18 protein-coding genes are annotated in these 15,606 nt (G+C 29.9%); 3 read left to right on the top strand and 15 right to left on the bottom strand.

Features of this window, described 5'->3' with window-relative positions:
• Positions 1-21 precede the first annotated feature (21 nt).
• Positions 22-657 (top strand): transcriptional repressor LexA, encoded by a 636-nt coding sequence (gene lexA, locus KGF46_RS06215; protein ID WP_227828092.1) that lies wholly within the window; start codon positions 22-24, stop codon positions 655-657.
• A gap of 146 nt (positions 658-803) precedes the next feature.
• Here the strand turns inward: lexA and KGF46_RS06220 are convergent, their stop codons facing one another.
• The 3 genes from KGF46_RS06220 to KGF46_RS06230 all read right to left on the bottom strand — a co-directional run bounded on the left by KGF46_RS06220 (position 804) and on the right by KGF46_RS06230 (position 4,288).
• A complete protein-coding gene (locus KGF46_RS06220) occupies positions 804-1,967 on the bottom strand; it encodes a ComEC/Rec2 family competence protein (protein ID WP_227828045.1) in 1,164 nt (387 codons plus the stop codon).
• Between the two features lie 331 nt (positions 1,968-2,298).
• Entirely contained in the window at positions 2,299-2,937 is a 639-nt protein-coding gene (locus KGF46_RS06225; RefSeq protein ID WP_227841645.1) for an OmpA family protein, read from the bottom strand.
• Positions 2,930-4,288: a hypothetical protein gene (locus tag KGF46_RS06230; protein WP_227828047.1), complete on the bottom strand. Its 1,359-nt coding sequence runs from the start codon at positions 4,286-4,288 to the stop codon at positions 2,930-2,932. The genes KGF46_RS06225 and KGF46_RS06230 overlap by 8 nt, the downstream gene beginning before the upstream one ends.
• A 169-nt stretch (positions 4,289-4,457) precedes the next feature.
• Here KGF46_RS06230 and KGF46_RS06235 point away from each other — a divergent pair, with 169 nt between their 5' ends.
• A complete protein-coding gene (locus KGF46_RS06235; RefSeq protein ID WP_227482658.1) occupies positions 4,458-5,057 on the top strand; it encodes an ABC transporter ATP-binding protein in 600 nt (199 codons plus the stop codon).
• A gap of 403 nt (positions 5,058-5,460) precedes the next feature.
• Positions 5,461-7,059 carry a peptide chain release factor 3 gene (locus KGF46_RS06245; protein WP_227850369.1) on the top strand — a complete coding sequence of 533 codons (1,599 nt, stop codon included), beginning with the start codon at positions 5,461-5,463 and terminating at the stop codon, positions 7,057-7,059.
• Between the two features lie 87 nt (positions 7,060-7,146).
• Here KGF46_RS06245 and KGF46_RS06250 read toward each other — a convergent pair whose 3' ends face one another.
• The 12 genes from KGF46_RS06250 to eutC form a co-directional block, all read right to left on the bottom strand.
• Positions 7,147-7,620: a cupin domain-containing protein gene (locus tag KGF46_RS06250; protein WP_227828049.1), complete on the bottom strand. Its 474-nt coding sequence runs from the start codon at positions 7,618-7,620 to the stop codon at positions 7,147-7,149.
• A 1-nt stretch (position 7,621) separates the two neighbouring features.
• On the bottom strand, positions 7,622-8,713 hold the full coding sequence (gene eutH, locus KGF46_RS06255; protein ID WP_227861380.1) for an ethanolamine utilization protein EutH: 1,092 nt from the start codon (positions 8,711-8,713) through the stop codon (positions 7,622-7,624).
• 10 nt (positions 8,714-8,723) lie between these two features.
• Entirely contained in the window at positions 8,724-8,849 is a 126-nt protein-coding gene (locus KGF46_RS20000) for a hypothetical protein (RefSeq protein ID WP_255640451.1), read from the bottom strand.
• A complete protein-coding gene (locus tag KGF46_RS06260; RefSeq protein ID WP_227839441.1) occupies positions 8,842-9,114 on the bottom strand; it encodes a EutN/CcmL family microcompartment protein in 273 nt (90 codons plus the stop codon). The genes KGF46_RS20000 and KGF46_RS06260 overlap by 8 nt, the downstream gene beginning before the upstream one ends.
• A 12-nt stretch (positions 9,115-9,126) precedes the next feature.
• Complete coding sequence (locus KGF46_RS06265) at positions 9,127-9,852, bottom strand: TIGR02536 family ethanolamine utilization protein (RefSeq protein ID WP_227839442.1); 726 nt, start codon at positions 9,850-9,852, stop codon at positions 9,127-9,129.
• Positions 9,853-9,959: 107 nt separating this feature from the next.
• Positions 9,960-10,589 carry an ethanolamine utilization phosphate acetyltransferase EutD gene (gene eutD, locus KGF46_RS06270; RefSeq protein ID WP_227839443.1) on the bottom strand — a complete coding sequence of 210 codons (630 nt, stop codon included), beginning with the start codon at positions 10,587-10,589 and terminating at the stop codon, positions 9,960-9,962.
• Positions 10,590-10,601: 12 nt separating this feature from the next.
• Complete coding sequence (locus KGF46_RS06275) at positions 10,602-11,363, bottom strand: cobalamin adenosyltransferase (RefSeq protein WP_227861865.1); 762 nt, start codon at positions 11,361-11,363, stop codon at positions 10,602-10,604.
• 126 nt (positions 11,364-11,489) lie between these two features.
• Positions 11,490-11,777 carry an ethanolamine utilization microcompartment protein EutM gene (gene eutM / locus KGF46_RS06280; RefSeq protein ID WP_003428692.1) on the bottom strand — a complete coding sequence of 96 codons (288 nt, stop codon included), beginning with the start codon at positions 11,775-11,777 and terminating at the stop codon, positions 11,490-11,492.
• Between the two features lie 79 nt (positions 11,778-11,856).
• Entirely contained in the window at positions 11,857-13,326 is a 1,470-nt protein-coding gene (locus tag KGF46_RS06285) for an acetaldehyde dehydrogenase (acetylating) (RefSeq protein ID WP_227861866.1), read from the bottom strand.
• 2 nt (positions 13,327-13,328) lie between these two features.
• On the bottom strand, positions 13,329-14,036 hold the full coding sequence (locus KGF46_RS06290) for a BMC domain-containing protein (RefSeq protein ID WP_227841653.1): 708 nt from the start codon (positions 14,034-14,036) through the stop codon (positions 13,329-13,331).
• A 9-nt stretch (positions 14,037-14,045) separates the two neighbouring features.
• Positions 14,046-14,699 carry an ethanolamine utilization microcompartment protein EutL gene (gene eutL / locus KGF46_RS06295; protein WP_003423987.1) on the bottom strand — a complete coding sequence of 218 codons (654 nt, stop codon included), beginning with the start codon at positions 14,697-14,699 and terminating at the stop codon, positions 14,046-14,048.
• A gap of 19 nt (positions 14,700-14,718) precedes the next feature.
• Entirely contained in the window at positions 14,719-15,600 is an 882-nt protein-coding gene (eutC, locus tag KGF46_RS06300; protein WP_227828057.1) for an ethanolamine ammonia-lyase subunit EutC, read from the bottom strand.
• Between the last annotated feature and the right edge of the window lie 6 nt (positions 15,601-15,606).

The following is a 15,606-nucleotide window of genomic DNA, read 5'->3' on the forward strand; positions in this document are numbered from 1 at the left end:
TGTTTGGAAATGAGTGATGTTATGTATTTAGATCTAACTGAAAAGCAAGTTTTAATACTGGAATTTATAAAATCTCAAATCATATTAAAAGGCTATCCACCTGCTGTAAGAGAAATATGTACTGCTGTAGGGTTAAGATCTACTTCAACTGTGCACTCTCATCTAAATAAACTTGAAAAACTGGGATACATAAGAAAAGACCCTACTAAACCAAGAGCTATTGAAGTTTTGGAGCGTAGTAAAGTCAATGATGTTTCTGGAGCTAACCAGGAAATAATAGAACTTCCTTTAGTAGGTCAAATAACAGCTGGAGAACCCATTTTAGCGCAACAAAACATAGAGGAATATATTCCATTCCCTGCCAGTTTAGTAAAGGGCAGTAATAACTTTGTATTAAAAGTAAAAGGCGAAAGTATGATTAATGCAGGAATTTTAGATGAAGATTACGTTGTAGTAGACAAAAAAAATACAGCCTTAAATTCTCAGATAGTAGTTGCACTTATAAATGGTGAATCTGCTACGGTCAAGAGATTCTTTAAAGAAGGAAACTTGATAAGACTTCAACCAGAAAATGATTTTATGGAACCAATTATGCTTAAAGACTCAGAAGTTGAAATTGTAGGTATTGTAACTGGTGTATTTAGAGTTATAAAATAACTATTAAAGAATATCAAAAAAATAAGCTATTTAATAGATAAAATATATCTTAATTTCTTTATTTTATCTATTTGGAATAGCTTATTTTTATATGTATTTACTATTTTGTATTATTTGCTTTTTATTTATTATTTCCTATATTTTAACTATTGCTTTCCATAACATATATCACATGGGTCATTTTTCTTACTTTCTGCAATTGAACCTGATAATATTTTTTTACTTCTTGAAAGTCCACTACAATTTTTTGTTGAGTGATAACTCTTCCCTTTTGGAGTAAAATACACTATTTTTGACAAATTCGATGCATTTTGTTCCTTATTTAAGGATTCATTCTGGCCTGTATTGTTATTTGACTTTTCGGAGCTTCCATCTTCTCTAACACCTTTTTTGTAACTTCCATCTTTACAGCTTGTAAAAACTCCATCACCTGTAGATTCAAATACTATATCTGAACATTCGTCACTTCTATGTACTTTTACACCCATCTTTTTTAATTTGTTCATTGTTTCTTCATGTGGATGACCATATGAATTACCTTTTCCAACTAAAATTACTGCATATTCAGGGTTAACTTTATCTAAAAAAGCCTGAGATGAACTACTACGAGAACCATGATGAGCTACTTTTAAAAGGTCTACTTCTCCAAGTTTTGATAGTATTTCTTTTTCTGTACCTTCTTCAGCATCACCTGTAAATAAGGCTTTATCGTTACCATTAGTATATGCAAGTACTAGTGATTGTTCATTAGTAGTATCTCCTCCATTTGTATTTAGAACTTCAAAATAGGAATCTTCAAGATAAAACTTTTTATTTTCAAGAGGTACACTTGGAGATAAATCTTTATTTGCTAAAGCATTTATAAAATCTCTGTAACTCTTTGTTTCTGCTGAACCATTTGATACAAAAACATTTTCTATATTGAAATTTTTTACAACAGAATCAAGTCCCCCTAGATGGTCTGCATGAGAATGAGTAGCTATAAGATATTTAATATCTTTTACCCCTTGATTATTTAGGTAGTCTACCATTAAATTCTCATCATCGTTATCTCCCCCATCTATCAATATAAAAGTTTTGCCCTCTTGAATTAATATTGCATCACTATTTCCAGTGTCAATAAAATGAATTTTTACATTTTTATCACTTGATATACTACTAGATAAAGTTTCTTGGTTATTTGATTGATTATTTTCACTGTCTGTTGCACTGCTACAACCAGTTAAATAAATAGATACAGAGATTATTAGCAGAAATATTAAGGATTTAACTTTAGAATTTTTTTTGTTATTTATATTTTTTTCTATCACAAACTACGCCTCCATTTTCATAATACACTAGTAATTATAACATGATATGCGTTTTTATGATATTTTTTTACATAATATTTTAATTAGCATTTATAAAATAATAATAAAAAAAATTGACACTGTATAAGTTTTATATTATATAAAATGAATTATTTTACATCAGTAGTACCCAGTTATGCATTTTAAACGACCATTTATGTTTAAAATATTGCAAAATTCTTCCAAAACTTATAATATATTAAATATCAACAAAAATAAATAAACTTTTTCCTTAAAGAAGGCTTAAAGCTCACACCAACTGCCTTCTTTTTTTTTATAATTTTTTAACTATTTATTTTGATTTATTTTGATTAATATTTATTTCATATTTTAGCTCTACTCTTCTAGATGCATCTCTATTTACACTATTATCTCCATTTTTTACGAGTTCAGCTTTTGACCTACCTATTGCAATAATATGTTTAGTTACTTCATCTTTATATTTATAATTACCTATTTCATCTCCTACTATAAATTTAGCAACGCTATATGCCCTTCTTTGTGATAAATCTAAGTTATAGATATAGCTTCCTACATCGTCTGTATGACCTTCTATAACTATTTTAGATATATAGTCGCCATAATCTTTATAAATAGTTTCTATGTACTTTGGAACAAACATTTTTAACATCTCTTTAGCCTCTGGTTTCAAGACATCACTATCTACATCAAACATTGTCCTTTCACCAAAAGTTACTTGACCATTAGCCTTATCCACTTTCACAGGTATACCACTTTTTTTAAAGGTTTCTTCAACAGAAGCATTCACATTTTTAGCTAAATCTTGTTCAACTGAGCCTGAGATACTTTCTGAACTAAATAAGATAAGAATTACAACCATCAACACAGTGGATAATAAATCTGTAAATGTTGGCCAGAAACTACTCTTTTCAAATTCTCTGTTAACAGTTCTTCTATATTTATTATTCATTTAACTCATCCTCACCTATGGCCTTTATTTCTTTCTTTTCTATCTCATAAATTTCTTCACTCAAAGGATTAAATATGCTATCAATATTATTTTCAAATAAATCTTCACTATCAAGAGGAACTTCATCTTGCATGAAGGAGTTATTAAACATAACATCTAGCTTATCTTGAATGTCTAAAGAATTCTCAAACATTATATCTAGTTTGGTTTGTAAGTCATTAGAAAAGTTCTCAATAATACTTGAAAGATTCTTAATTGAATCGTCTAGAGTGTATTTTTCATCTAAAAGAATTTTTTGATTTTGAGATATTTTGTTTTCATGAGTCATTAATTTAGTTAACAAATCTTGAGCACTTCTTTCATATAAAGCAAATCCTGCATTTATATTTCTTATATAATCTTTAATTTTATGCTGGCTTTCAGTGGAATTATATATATTTTTTGATGATTCTTTTATATCAAATAGAATTTCCTTATTTATATTATCTTGATTATCATACTTATCAAACAGTTTCACAAATTTTACATTTAAAATATTAAACTGTTTATCTAATTTTCTTACACTTTGGTCAAATGTCTTAATAGAACTTTGAGAGCCTTCTAAAAGACTTTTTAAAGCTTCTATTCCACTGATAAATTCATCATTAAAATCATTTAAGTCTTTAGATATTTTATCAAATTTTTCAATAGCTTCTATAGACTTGCTTATTTGTTTTATTGTATTTTTTACTTCTTCTACTTTTAAGTCCATTCTTTCTGATTTAATATGAGTTACCTCAGATGTCAGTAGATTCTCAGATTTTAACATTATTTGTATCAAAACATGTTCACAGTCTTTTATCTTTGTAAAATATCCTATAATTAGAGAAAATACCACTCCAAATATACTAGTTGTAAATGCAGTTTGCATGCTACTAATAGTCGAAGGAAGTGAATTTATAATATCTTTAGTATCAACACATAAAAGCATTGTAGAAAGTCCGACAAAGGTACCTAAAACTCCAAGTAATATACTTATTGAAGATGAATTTTTTATACTTCTAATTTTTTCTAATATCGGTAAGTTATTATATTTTAAATCTGATACAACTTCTTCTACAAATGAAGTTATATTTACATCAGCATAAGGATTTTCTTTACTATATGTATAGTAATCATTCCTTATTTTGCTATAAAACACACTCGTTTTATAGTCTCGGTTGATTTCTTCTAGTTTTGAACCTACAAACAAATACAACTTGTTGTTTTCTATAATTTTAAAAATAGAATACAAAGTTATTGCAAGTAAAAATAATATAGTTATTGGATTAGTAAATATTGACTCTATCAAATTAGTTATTATGTTACTCAATTTTATCCCCTACCTTATAATTTATTTATCTCTAATTTATACGTACAAGTTACTAAGAAAATACGTAAATAAACAAAATATTTATATTATATTTATGAAAAATGGTACAAATAGGTTGTAATGTTAATAACATAATATATACGAGCTAAAAGTTATAGGGGGTGGCATGATGAATGACAACATAGTAGAAGTTAAAAATATCAATATGAACTTCTACACTAAGGAAGGCGAGCTTGAAGTATTAAAGGATGTCAATTTTAATTTGAAAGAAGGCGAAATACTAACATTACTCGGACCTTCTGGAAGCGGAAAATCTACAATTTTAAATATTCTTACTAATCTTTTAAAACCAACTAGTGGTGATGTAAAGATTACTGGAAATATTGGATATATGTTTCAAAAAGATAATCTGCTTGAATGGAGAAATATAATGGATAATATAACTATTGGTTTGGAAATTCAAGGAAAAAAAGATAAAAAATCTTTAGATAGAGTTGAAGAGCTTTTAAAGACTTATGGACTATGGGATTTCAGAAGTATGTATCCTAAAGAATTATCTGGTGGTATGAGACAAAGAGTTGCTCTTATTAGGACACTTTCTGTAAATCCAGATGTTTTACTTTTAGATGAACCTTTTTCAGCTCTTGACTATCAAACTAGATTGTTGGTTTGTGATGATGTTTATAGTATTATTAAAAATGAAAATAAGTCTACTATTTTAGTTACGCATGATATTGGTGATGCCCTTTCTATAAAAGTGCAACTTTAGAAATTAATCTATTTTTTTGTTTAAATACATCCATTTAGATTCTAACTCTTTTATCATATCATCCTCTATTCTTACTCCAAATGATTTAATGCTCTAATACTGGTTATTCCATGATTTAATAATGAATATAATGAAATATTATGTGCTTTAATATCCCAACAAATGAGTCTTCCAAATATGCGGGAGTTTCCTGGTGGTAAAGTTGAAAAAGATGAGTCTCTTGAGAGTGCAATTGAGTGTGAAATAAAGGTTTCTATATTGACAGTTTTGCAATAAAGTTATAATATTAATAGGATTGTAGTTTTTTATAGCATATGGAAAATTATGTTCATTTTAAAACTATTAATAAATATAATTTTTTATATTTGGATAATCGTAAAATTAAAATAAAGGATGATAAAAAATGACAGAACAAAATTTAAGCTTGATTGATGAAGTTAAAAGAAGAAGAACCTTTGCAATCATTTCCCATCCCGATGCAGGAAAAACTACATTAACTGAAAAGTTTCTATTATATGGTGGTGCCATTCGTGAAGCAGGATCGGTTAAATCAAGAAGATCTCAAAAACATGCAGTATCTGACTGGATGGAAATTGAAAAACAAAGAGGTATATCTGTTGCATCAAGTGTTCTTCAATTTGAATATAATAACTTTTGTATAAATATTCTTGACACTCCAGGGCATCAAGATTTCAGTGAGGACACTTATAGGACTCTTATGGCAGCAGACTGTGCAGTAATGGTTATTGACTCTGCTAAAGGTGTCGAGGATCAGACAAAGAAATTATTCCAAGTTTGTAAAATGAGAGGAATACCAATTTTTACTTTTATAAATAAAATGGACCGTCAAGGAAAGGATCCCTTTGAACTACTTGAAGATATTGAAAATGTTCTAGGAATTCGCTCTTGCCCAGTAAACTGGCCAATTGGTTCTGGTAAAGAGTTCAAAGGTGTGTTTAATCGTCATAAAAACCAAGTTGAACTATTTGATGATGGTAACCATGGACAATCTATTGCTAAGTCTACAACTGGAGATATATCTGATGAAAAATTTAATACTTTATTAGGTGATGCTCTTCATGAAAAACTACTAGAAGATATTGAACTTTTAGATATTGCTGGAGATAATTTTAATTTAGACGGAGTATTAAATGGTGAATTGACACCTGTGTTCTTCGGAAGTGCCCTTACTAACTTTGGTGTAGAACCATTTTTAGAATCGTTTCTAGAAATAACACCTCCGCCAAATCCTCGTAGCAGTAATTTAGGTGATATTGACCCTAATTCTAATAGCTTCTCAGGATTTATATTTAAGATTCAAGCTAATATGGATAAATCTCATAGAGATAGAATTGCATTTTTAAGAATTTGCTCTGGTAAATTTGAAAAAGGTATGACAGTAACTCATGTACAAAGAAACAAAAAGGTTAAACTTTCACAACCTCAACAGTTTGTAGCACAAGACCGTGTTATAATAGATTCAGCTTATCCAGGAGACATTATAGGGATACATGATCCAGGAATATTTAATATTGGTGATACATTAAGTGAAAAAAAATCAAATTTACAGTACACTGGCATACCACAATTTGCTCCTGAACATTTTGTAAGAGTATCTACAAAGAATGCTCTTAAAAGAAAACAGTTCTTAAAAGGACTTACACAATTATCAGAAGAAGGTACTATACAGATATACAAACAACCTAATTTTGGTATGGAAGAACTTATTGTAGGAGTAGTTGGAGTTCTTCAGTTTGAAGTTTTAGAATATCGTCTAAAACAAGAATATGGTGTTGATATGATAATGAACACACTACCTTATCGTTATATACGTTGGATTGAACCTGATACTTTTAAATCGGATAAGCTTTCAACACCAATGGATACAATATTAGTTGAAGATAAAAATAGCAATCCAGTATTGTTATTTCAAAATGAATGGTCTATTAGACATCTAATTGAGAGAAATGAAAATTTAGTTTTAAGAGAAACTTCTTTATAAAAAAATAAATGTTAATCCCCCTACGTCTATTTTTAAACGTAGGGGGAATTATTTATTTGATTATTATTAACTTAATTCAGTTTCTTGTTAATTTTGAGATGCCCAATCTGCTGGATATGTTACATATATAAATCTAGCATAATCAGGTACAGAAAATTGTATTTTACTTCCTTTTGGTATAAATATTAACTCACCTGAAGAAGCAGAAACCTTTCTTCCATCTATTACTATATCTAAAGTTCCATCTATTACATAATCTATTTCATCATAGTTTAGAGTCCAGTCAAAAGTTGTTTCCTTCATTTCCATCATACCACAACCTAATCTTGGGCTTTCCTCTAATGTAAATAAATCTTTTGTGTAAACTACATCCCTTGGGTTTCCTGTATCTAATCTATCAGATTCACTAACCTTTACAGTTGGTAATTTTATAGAAGTTATTCCACTAACATCTTTATTTCTAACAAAATCTACAGTATCTTTAGTTCCATTTATTTTTTCTTCTATTATTTGTCTTACTAATGTTTCAATTAAGTTTTTATCTATATTTGCTATATCCATCTTATACATTCTCCTTCTTTAATGTCTTACTTGCTATAACCATAGCTAATAAGACTGCTGTTATACCACCAACTAATTTAGCAACTATCATTGGTGTTATCATATTAGCATTAAATCCTGCTGTAAATCCTAAATGATCTCCAAATACGAATGCTGCTGATACAGAAAATGCTATGTTTATTATCTTTCCTCTATTATCCATATCTTTCATCATACCAAACATTGGTATACAGTTAGCTAAACTTGCAACAAGCCCTGCAGCTGATACATCATTCATTCCAAGAACTTTTCCTAAAGCCATTAATGGTTTATTAAATACCTTTGTTATAACAAATACTAATGGAAATGCTCCTGCTAAAACTATTGCAATATCTCCAACTATTTCTATACCTTCACCTATTGGCTTCATTCCAGGTATTACAACTATCCCTGTTAAGGCTTCAACTATTGCAGCAGCAAGTCCTAAAGTTATAACTATCACTACACCCTTTCCAAAATATGTAAATCCTTTTATCATAGCATTTTCAAATTTCAATAATCCAAGTGCTATAACGACTGCAAATATTATTATTGGTATCAAGTTCCTAAGAACCATCATTACTTCAAATCCTGCAACTAATCCACCAACAAATGCTCCAATAGGTATTGTTATTATCCCTGCAAGTATTCCTGTTGCTAAGAATTTTTGGTCTTCTTTTTCAATTATTCCAAGTGCAACTGGTATTATAAACACTATTGTAGGTCCCATCATAGCACCTACTATTAATCCTCCAAATAATCCAGCATTAGGGTCTTTTGCAAGCTCAAGTGCAAGTGGTGCACCACCCATATCATTAGCTAACAAACTTCCAGCAAACATAGCTGGGTCAGCTCCAAGCATATCAAACACTGGTACTACAATTGGTCTTAATACATCAGCAAGAACTGGTGCTAGACATATAACACCTACCATTGCAACTGCAAGTGAACCCATTGCCATTATACCTTCTTCAAATTGTTCTCCAAGACCAAATTTACTACCTATACATTTATCTATAGCCCCAAGTACCATGAAGACTACCATTACATAGATTATAATTTCATTTATACTCATAGTTCCCCCATTATTTTATTAGATTTTTTATTATTTGACTGTCTACTGATGATATTACAGTCTTATATATTGTGAATTTAATTTCTATACCTTTATCTATACTTTTAAACTCTATAGTGCCTATACTTTTATTCATCAAACACTTCAAATGAATCGACTACTCCAACTATCGTTGCATCTACTGGAACATGAACTTTTTCAATCGATTCTCTAGCTGAGGAACCTTTGGATATAAGAACTAAGTCTCCATTTCCTGCTCCTGCATTATCGGCTGCAACCATGAAGCCTTCCTTGTACGTGTCTTTAGTTTTTAAAATTTTTACAACTAAAAGTTTTTGACCACATAATTTTTCATCTTTTCTTGTGGCCCAAACATTACCTACAACTTTTCCTATATCCATAAAATTACCTCCTTACACTTTCTTTAGTTTGAGATGGTGTATTTTCATAAAGTCTACAGCTAATGGCGTTATTATACTTTTTTTATTAACTAGTATATTTTTAACTCCATTTATAGTTGGTTTTCTTAAGTCAGCTTCTGATATAAGTTTTTTATTTCTTAAATCTAAACTAAATTCAGTATCTATCTTCATACTTTCTACATTGTTTAGACTTTCTATATCTTTATTTAAAGCTTTTGTATTTTCTTTTTTAGAAACTATAGCACTTGATACTTCACTTTTTATACTTAACTTATTTTTATTTATAGTATTTAAGTCTTTTATAATTTCTACACCAAATTTACATATTTCATCTTCAAAGAACATAAACTTCTTATATAATGCTTTTGGTGCAGTATCCTTATATTTTTTGTATTCAATTCCTTCATCTAAGAGATATACTTTCTTACCCTTCATAATCATTTTTAGTATAAATCTTTCTTCTTCACTTGTTGAATTCCCAAGTGCTATGTTTGATAATCCTCTCATACAAAGTTTCGAAACTATCACTATTTCACACTCTTTTGTACTTCTATCAAATTCAACTATTTCAAATTCATCTTTTAATAAGTTAAATTTACTACTATCCTGTTCAAATACAATTACAGCTTTAGGTTTACTAGATACTTTCAATTCATTATTGTTTATTTTTTTATAAACTTCTTCTATTATTAGATTTACAAGGTCATCATAATTCATATTTAATCCTCCCTAGAGGTATTTTCTATATTCATCTTTCATACTTTTATGTATTTTTAATACTTCCAACATTGTATATAGTAAATGAAATTAGAAGTTAAATTAATTTATGCTTTCTTTATTATTTTAGCAACAGTCCCTTTTGAATAGCCACATGCATTGGCTTCATCATAATCTATGTGCATGTAAGTTTTAAAGATGTCACTAACTCTTATTACTACATCATCAAATGTTAAAGGTCTCTGACCCATTACCTTAGCTTCAACTATTTCTTTATCACATACATTGAATTTTTCAGCATCCTTAGGAGTCATGTGTATGTGTCTTTTAGCAACCATTAACCCCTTATCAAGTTCAACTTCATCATGTTGTGTTGATATTTTAATACTTAAAGTACCTTCTAAGTCTCCACTTTGTTTTATAGGAGCTTTTAATCCAAGAGTTGAACCATCTGTTAAAGATATTTCTACCTGAGTTTCATTTCTACATGGCCCAAGTACAACTACATTTTTTATACTTCCTTTAGGACCAGTTATTGTGACTCTTTCCTTACAAGCATATTGACCTGGTTGAGATAAGTCTTTTAATTTTGTAAGAGTATATCCTTTACCAAATAATTTATCTACATCTTCTCTACTTAAGTGAACGTGTCTTCCTGATGCCTCAACTTCTATGAATGCTTCTTTTTTAACTCTATTTATTACTTCTTCTACTATTTCATTTAATAGACTCTCCATTGCGTCCTCCAACTACTTATACTTATTAGTTCTAACTTTATATATCATTATCCAAAATACTGACGATAATCTATTAAGTGCCTTTATTAAATCTTCTCTTTGAACATTTCCGTACTCACCTTTAAATGCTTCGTAAGCTGCAAGTTCAACCTCTCGTGTATTGCTTCTTATACTATTTATAGCTACTACTACTTCTCCCATTTCATAACTTGGGAACTCATGTCCTATACCAAAGTATTTTTTAGGATAGTGAGATTGTTCTCTAAGTTCTTGTGGAGTCAATCCTAAAAGTTTAAAATCTTCTAGTTTTTCTTCTAAAACCTCACATCTCATTATATTTCTTACAAAGTCTAATACCTCTTGTAATTCCTTAACAAGCTTTGGCATACCTAGTTTTTGGCAAAGAATCTGTGCTTTTAGTATTTCTGATTCAAGAGAATCTATTTTTCCCCTCAATATTATTCTTTTATGGTCTTTAAAAACTAAAAGATTCCCATTTAATTGAGTCATATGTTCTGGTTTTTCATCCAATTTAGCACCAAATACAGTAGTATATTTATACATTTTCTCTTTAACTACTTCTTTTATAACTTCTTTGGGTTCATTATTTATATCTGAAATCTTATCAATATATTTGAGTTCAATACTTCTCTCAGTTAAATAAGATTTTGCAGAAGGAGTTATTATTTGTCCTTTTTCTATATAAAATTCAGTTACATTGCCTTTGTTTTTTCCTATTTTTCTTTTTATTTCGTTTTCTGTTAAAACACCCATTTTATCACATCTCCTATTAGATGTATAAAAAAGGCTACCTCAAAATACATTGAGTTTATTAGTAAGACTCATTTTTGAGATAGCCTCTTTTTTAATCAAAATTTGAATTTTAAAATTGCTTTTATATTACTCAGCTGATACTTTTGGTAATATAGCATCTACTTCAAAATGTGGTCTTGGTATAACATGAACTGATATTAGTTCTCCAACTCTCTCAGCAGCTGCAGCTCCAGCATCTGTAGCAGCTTTAACAGCTCCAACATCTCCTCTTACCATTACAGTAACTAATCCTCCACCTACTTGTTCTTTTCCTACTAATTGTACATTTGCAGCTTTAACCATTGCATCTGCTGCCTCTATCGCTCCTACTAATCCTTTAGTTTCTATCATTCCTAATGCGTTTGTACTTGCCATAATCTTATCCTCCAAAAATTTAATTTTATAGTTTTTATTTTTAGAAATTTATAGCTATAAATTTCATTGTTTGTTTTAGTTATGCTAGTTCTTTGACTAATCTTTGAACTAGAAGATTTATTAATTCTTCTTTATCAATTGAGTCAAACATTGATTTTTCAACTTGAGATGTATCTCTTCCAAGTTCTTCTATTTCTTTGATTCCATAAGCTACTCTTTTAACATTTATTAAATCAAGTGGACCTACATTGTTTGAAGTTGAACTTCCACCTATTGCACCACAACCAAGTGTTAGTGCTGGCACAAGGTTTGTTGATGCACCTATTCCTCCAAGTGCTGAAGGAGTATTCACAAGTATTCTTGATACTGGCATGTTAAGAGCAAATCTCTTTACCAACTCTTCATCATTTGCATGCATTGAGAAGGTATGACCTGCACCTTCATTTATTAATATTTCTCTACATCTATTCATAATAGCCTCTACATTTTCTTCAACATAGAACGCTAGTATTGGCGTAAGTTTTTCTCTTGAATAGGCTACATTATGACCAACTTTATTTTCTCTTGCAACGAGAACTTTTGTATTTTTAGGTACATTTGTTAAATCTGCTAAATTTGATATTACCTCAACACTCTTACCAACTATTTGTGGATTCATAGTACCATTAGCTCTCAATATGAATTTTGCTAATCTCTCACTTTCTTTTTCATTTAAAATATACGCACCTTGATTTTTAAGTTCTTTTAAAACAGTTTCTTCCATAGATTTTTCTATTACTATAGATTGTTCTGATGCACATATAACACCATTATCAAAAGTTTTAGAATCTATTATTCTTTTGACTGCTAACTTAACATTTGCTGATTTATCTATAAATGCTGGTCCATTTCCAGGTCCAACTCCGATAGCTGGTGTTCCTGAAGAGTAAGCAGCTCTAACCATTGCTTCTCCTCCAGTTGCTAATATTAAGTTTGTATCTTTATGTTTCATTAATTCATTAGTTCCAACTATACTTGGATTAGTTATACATAATATTGAATCCTCTGGAGCTCCAGCTTTTATAGCTGCATCACTTATTATATTAACTGTTTCAAGTATGCATTTTTTTGCATTTGGATGTGGAGAGAAAACTATAGTATTTCCTGCCTTTAAAGATATTATAGTTTTGTATATTACTGTTGATGTTGGGTTTGTTGAAGGTATAAGACCTGCCACAACTCCAACTGGTATAGCTATATCTATCGTATTTGCTTCTTTATCTTCACCAATTATGCCAATAGTTTTTGTATCTTTTAGAGTTTCATAAACTCCCATAGATGCAAAAGTATTTTTAATTACTTTATCTTCCCATTTTCCAAATCCAGTTTCTTCATTTGCCATTTTAGCTAATTTAGTAGCATTATTAAATGTTGCATTTGCAACAGCTTTTACTATTTTATCTATTTGCTCTTGGCTCATTTTAGAAAGTTTCTCTTGAGCCACTTTAGCTCTTTTTACAAGAGTTCTGACTTCTTGTATAGATACCAAATCTTTATCTAAAAGTGTCATAACTATCTATCCCCTCTGCTAAGTTTTTTAACTAAGTTTATCAATTCTTCTTTTTTAAGAACATTTAAATCTTTATAAGTTATTGAAGAGTCTAATTTCTTAGCCATAGCTTTAAGTTTTTTCACGCTGTTCTTTGATAAATCATCTCTATCAAAATCAGAATTTTCTATTTTGACTTGTTCTAATATTTCTTTATTATCATTAGTATTTTCTATTTTTTCCTCATTAGTTTCTGTTAAACTATCATCAACTACTTCAATTTCTTTGTTAATTTTATTTATATCACTATATAGTTTTTCATTATTATTTTCACTATTTTCAGTGCCATCTAAAATTACATTATCTTTTTCCGATAAATTTTTCGATACATTATCAGTTATTTCTAATGTAATTTCAAAGTTTTCCTCTGTATCTTCTGAAACTTCACAGACTTTAGGTTCTTTATTTTTAAATAAAGCATCGGTTACTTCATTATGTATTCTTGGTATAATATGTGATGCTCTTAATGTACCAATTCTAGAAACTGCTATTTCACCTGCTTCTAGAGCTGATTTAACAGCACCAACATCTCCACATATTGTTAAAGTAACAATGCCTGCTCCAACCTTATCAATTTCTAAGATATTAACATTTGCAGATTTTAAACAAGCATCAGAAGCTTCGATTGCAGCAACATATCCTATTACTTCTATTAAGCCTACAGCATCCATTTAATTATCCTAGAATCCTGTTGGATTATCTGCAACTGATTTTACTGCTTCTGCAAATGCATCACATGCTGCTTTACAGGCCGATTGAGAGCCTGTAAGTAATGCTCCACCAAAGTTTGTTTCAGTTGGAGGTGCAAATAATTCGCACATCTTAACATCTGCTGCCTTCATTGCTGCATCCAGCGCATACATTGCTTCAAGTGGCGGTGCTACTAAATAAGCTAATGCCTCACCTTCTCTTATTCCTGCTACTTCTGAAAGGTATGTACCTGTTCTTGATACACAGTGAGCATAATATGCTATTGAATCATCATCATTTGCACTTATAAAAGTTGCTCCATATTCTAGAAAATCAACTACTGCATTTAGACCACTTCTTACTTCTGCTGGACTTGGTCCTGCTATTATCCCTAGTACTTCACCAGCAAGCTTTGTTGAAGCATTTGCAGCACCTGCATACATTGATTTTGCATACACAACATCAACTTCTGAAGCTTTAGTTGCTTCATCAAGAGCTGTGTATGTAACATCATCACAGTCTGCAGTTATTAAACCTAAACTTTTGTGATGTGATTTTAGTTCTAGTTTTTGTGCCATTTCTGGACTTATATTTGAAATTATCTTAATTCCTAATATATTAGGACGAATTACATCGTTTTTCATATTCTACACTCCCTCGACTTTATTTAAGGTCTATTCCTGAAGCTTTTTTATCTAACATAGTTTTTATAAGTTCAGCTATATGAGCACCTGCTTCAACTGCAGTTGTTCCACCTTTGTGAATGTTTGATATAACTGTTCTCTTTGCTTCTGCCATTCCTATATATGGCTTATATGCTATATATGCTGACATTGATTCAGCAGTAACTAATCCTGGTCTTTCTCCAACCAACATACATATAACTTCACAACCTAATTCTTCACCTAAGTGGTCCATAGCACCAACTCTACAATGTTTAACAAATAAAATTTCACTTGAATCTATTCCGTACATTTTTAGACCTTGTTTTATAGCTGGCACGCAGTCTTTTAAGTTTGCTTCTATAGCTGCTGAACTAAGCCCGTCTCCTACTAACATCAAAACCCTTTGATTTGTTCCAAGTTTAGATTTTATATTATTTATAGTTTCTGGAGAGAATTTTCTTCCTAAATCTGGTCTTGTTAAGTATTCATCTTTATCACTACATAAAGTTTCTACTGCAAACATATTGTTTTCTTTTATAAATTCTTCATCTACATAAGAGAAAACAGCATCTTGTGCAGCAGCATGGTCTGCTCTAAATCTTAAAACTGTTTCTGTTTTATATCTAGTACCAGCTCTTCCTATACCTATTCTTGCAGGCGTTTTAGACTTTATATCTAAATAAGCTTCTGCGTCCTTTGGATTTTTTACTAGTAATTGCTTTCTTATATCAACTTCTGTTATGTCATCTATACAAGCATCATTATCTATTACAACTTCAGTCACTTTTTTAACAGTTTCAGATACAACATTAGTATCTAATTCTCCAACCATTTGTCCAACTAACTGTTCTACTAATGCTTTTAAATCCTTCTCATTCATACTAAA

It is taken from the genome of Clostridioides sp. ZZV14-6153 (assembly GCF_020657855.1).
GTDB lineage: Bacteria > Bacillota > Clostridia > Peptostreptococcales > Peptostreptococcaceae > Clostridioides.

What these genes read in the sequence shown, in the direction of transcription:
- lexA (WP_227828092.1), top strand. Translation starts at nt 22, where the DNA reads ATGTATTTAGATCTAACTGAAAAGCAAGTTTTAATACTGGAATTTATA.
- KGF46_RS06225 (WP_227841645.1), bottom strand. Translation starts at nt 2,937, where the DNA reads ATGAATAATAAATATAGAAGAACTGTTAACAGAGAATTTGAAAAGAGT.
- KGF46_RS06235 (WP_227482658.1), top strand. Translation starts at nt 4,458, where the DNA reads ATGAATGACAACATAGTAGAAGTTAAAAATATCAATATGAACTTCTAC.
- KGF46_RS06245 (WP_227850369.1), top strand. Translation starts at nt 5,461, where the DNA reads ATGACAGAACAAAATTTAAGCTTGATTGATGAAGTTAAAAGAAGAAGA.
- KGF46_RS06250 (WP_227828049.1), bottom strand. Translation starts at nt 7,620, where the DNA reads ATGGATATAGCAAATATAGATAAAAACTTAATTGAAACATTAGTAAGA.
- eutH (WP_227861380.1), bottom strand. Translation starts at nt 8,713, where the DNA reads ATGAGTATAAATGAAATTATAATCTATGTAATGGTAGTCTTCATGGTA.
- KGF46_RS20000 (WP_255640451.1), bottom strand. Translation starts at nt 8,849, where the DNA reads ATGAATAAAAGTATAGGCACTATAGAGTTTAAAAGTATAGATAAAGGT.
- KGF46_RS06260 (WP_227839441.1), bottom strand. Translation starts at nt 9,114, where the DNA reads ATGGATATAGGAAAAGTTGTAGGTAATGTTTGGGCCACAAGAAAAGAT.
- KGF46_RS06265 (WP_227839442.1), bottom strand. Translation starts at nt 9,852, where the DNA reads ATGAATTATGATGACCTTGTAAATCTAATAATAGAAGAAGTTTATAAA.
- eutD (WP_227839443.1), bottom strand. Translation starts at nt 10,589, where the DNA reads ATGGAGAGTCTATTAAATGAAATAGTAGAAGAAGTAATAAATAGAGTT.
- KGF46_RS06275 (WP_227861865.1), bottom strand. Translation starts at nt 11,363, where the DNA reads ATGGGTGTTTTAACAGAAAACGAAATAAAAAGAAAAATAGGAAAAAAC.
- eutM (WP_003428692.1), bottom strand. Translation starts at nt 11,777, where the DNA reads ATGGCAAGTACAAACGCATTAGGAATGATAGAAACTAAAGGATTAGTA.
- KGF46_RS06285 (WP_227861866.1), bottom strand. Translation starts at nt 13,326, where the DNA reads ATGACACTTTTAGATAAAGATTTGGTATCTATACAAGAAGTCAGAACT.
- KGF46_RS06290 (WP_227841653.1), bottom strand. Translation starts at nt 14,036, where the DNA reads ATGGATGCTGTAGGCTTAATAGAAGTAATAGGATATGTTGCTGCAATC.
- eutL (WP_003423987.1), bottom strand. Translation starts at nt 14,699, where the DNA reads ATGAAAAACGATGTAATTCGTCCTAATATATTAGGAATTAAGATAATT.
- eutC (WP_227828057.1), bottom strand. Translation starts at nt 15,600, where the DNA reads ATGAATGAGAAGGATTTAAAAGCATTAGTAGAACAGTTAGTTGGACAA.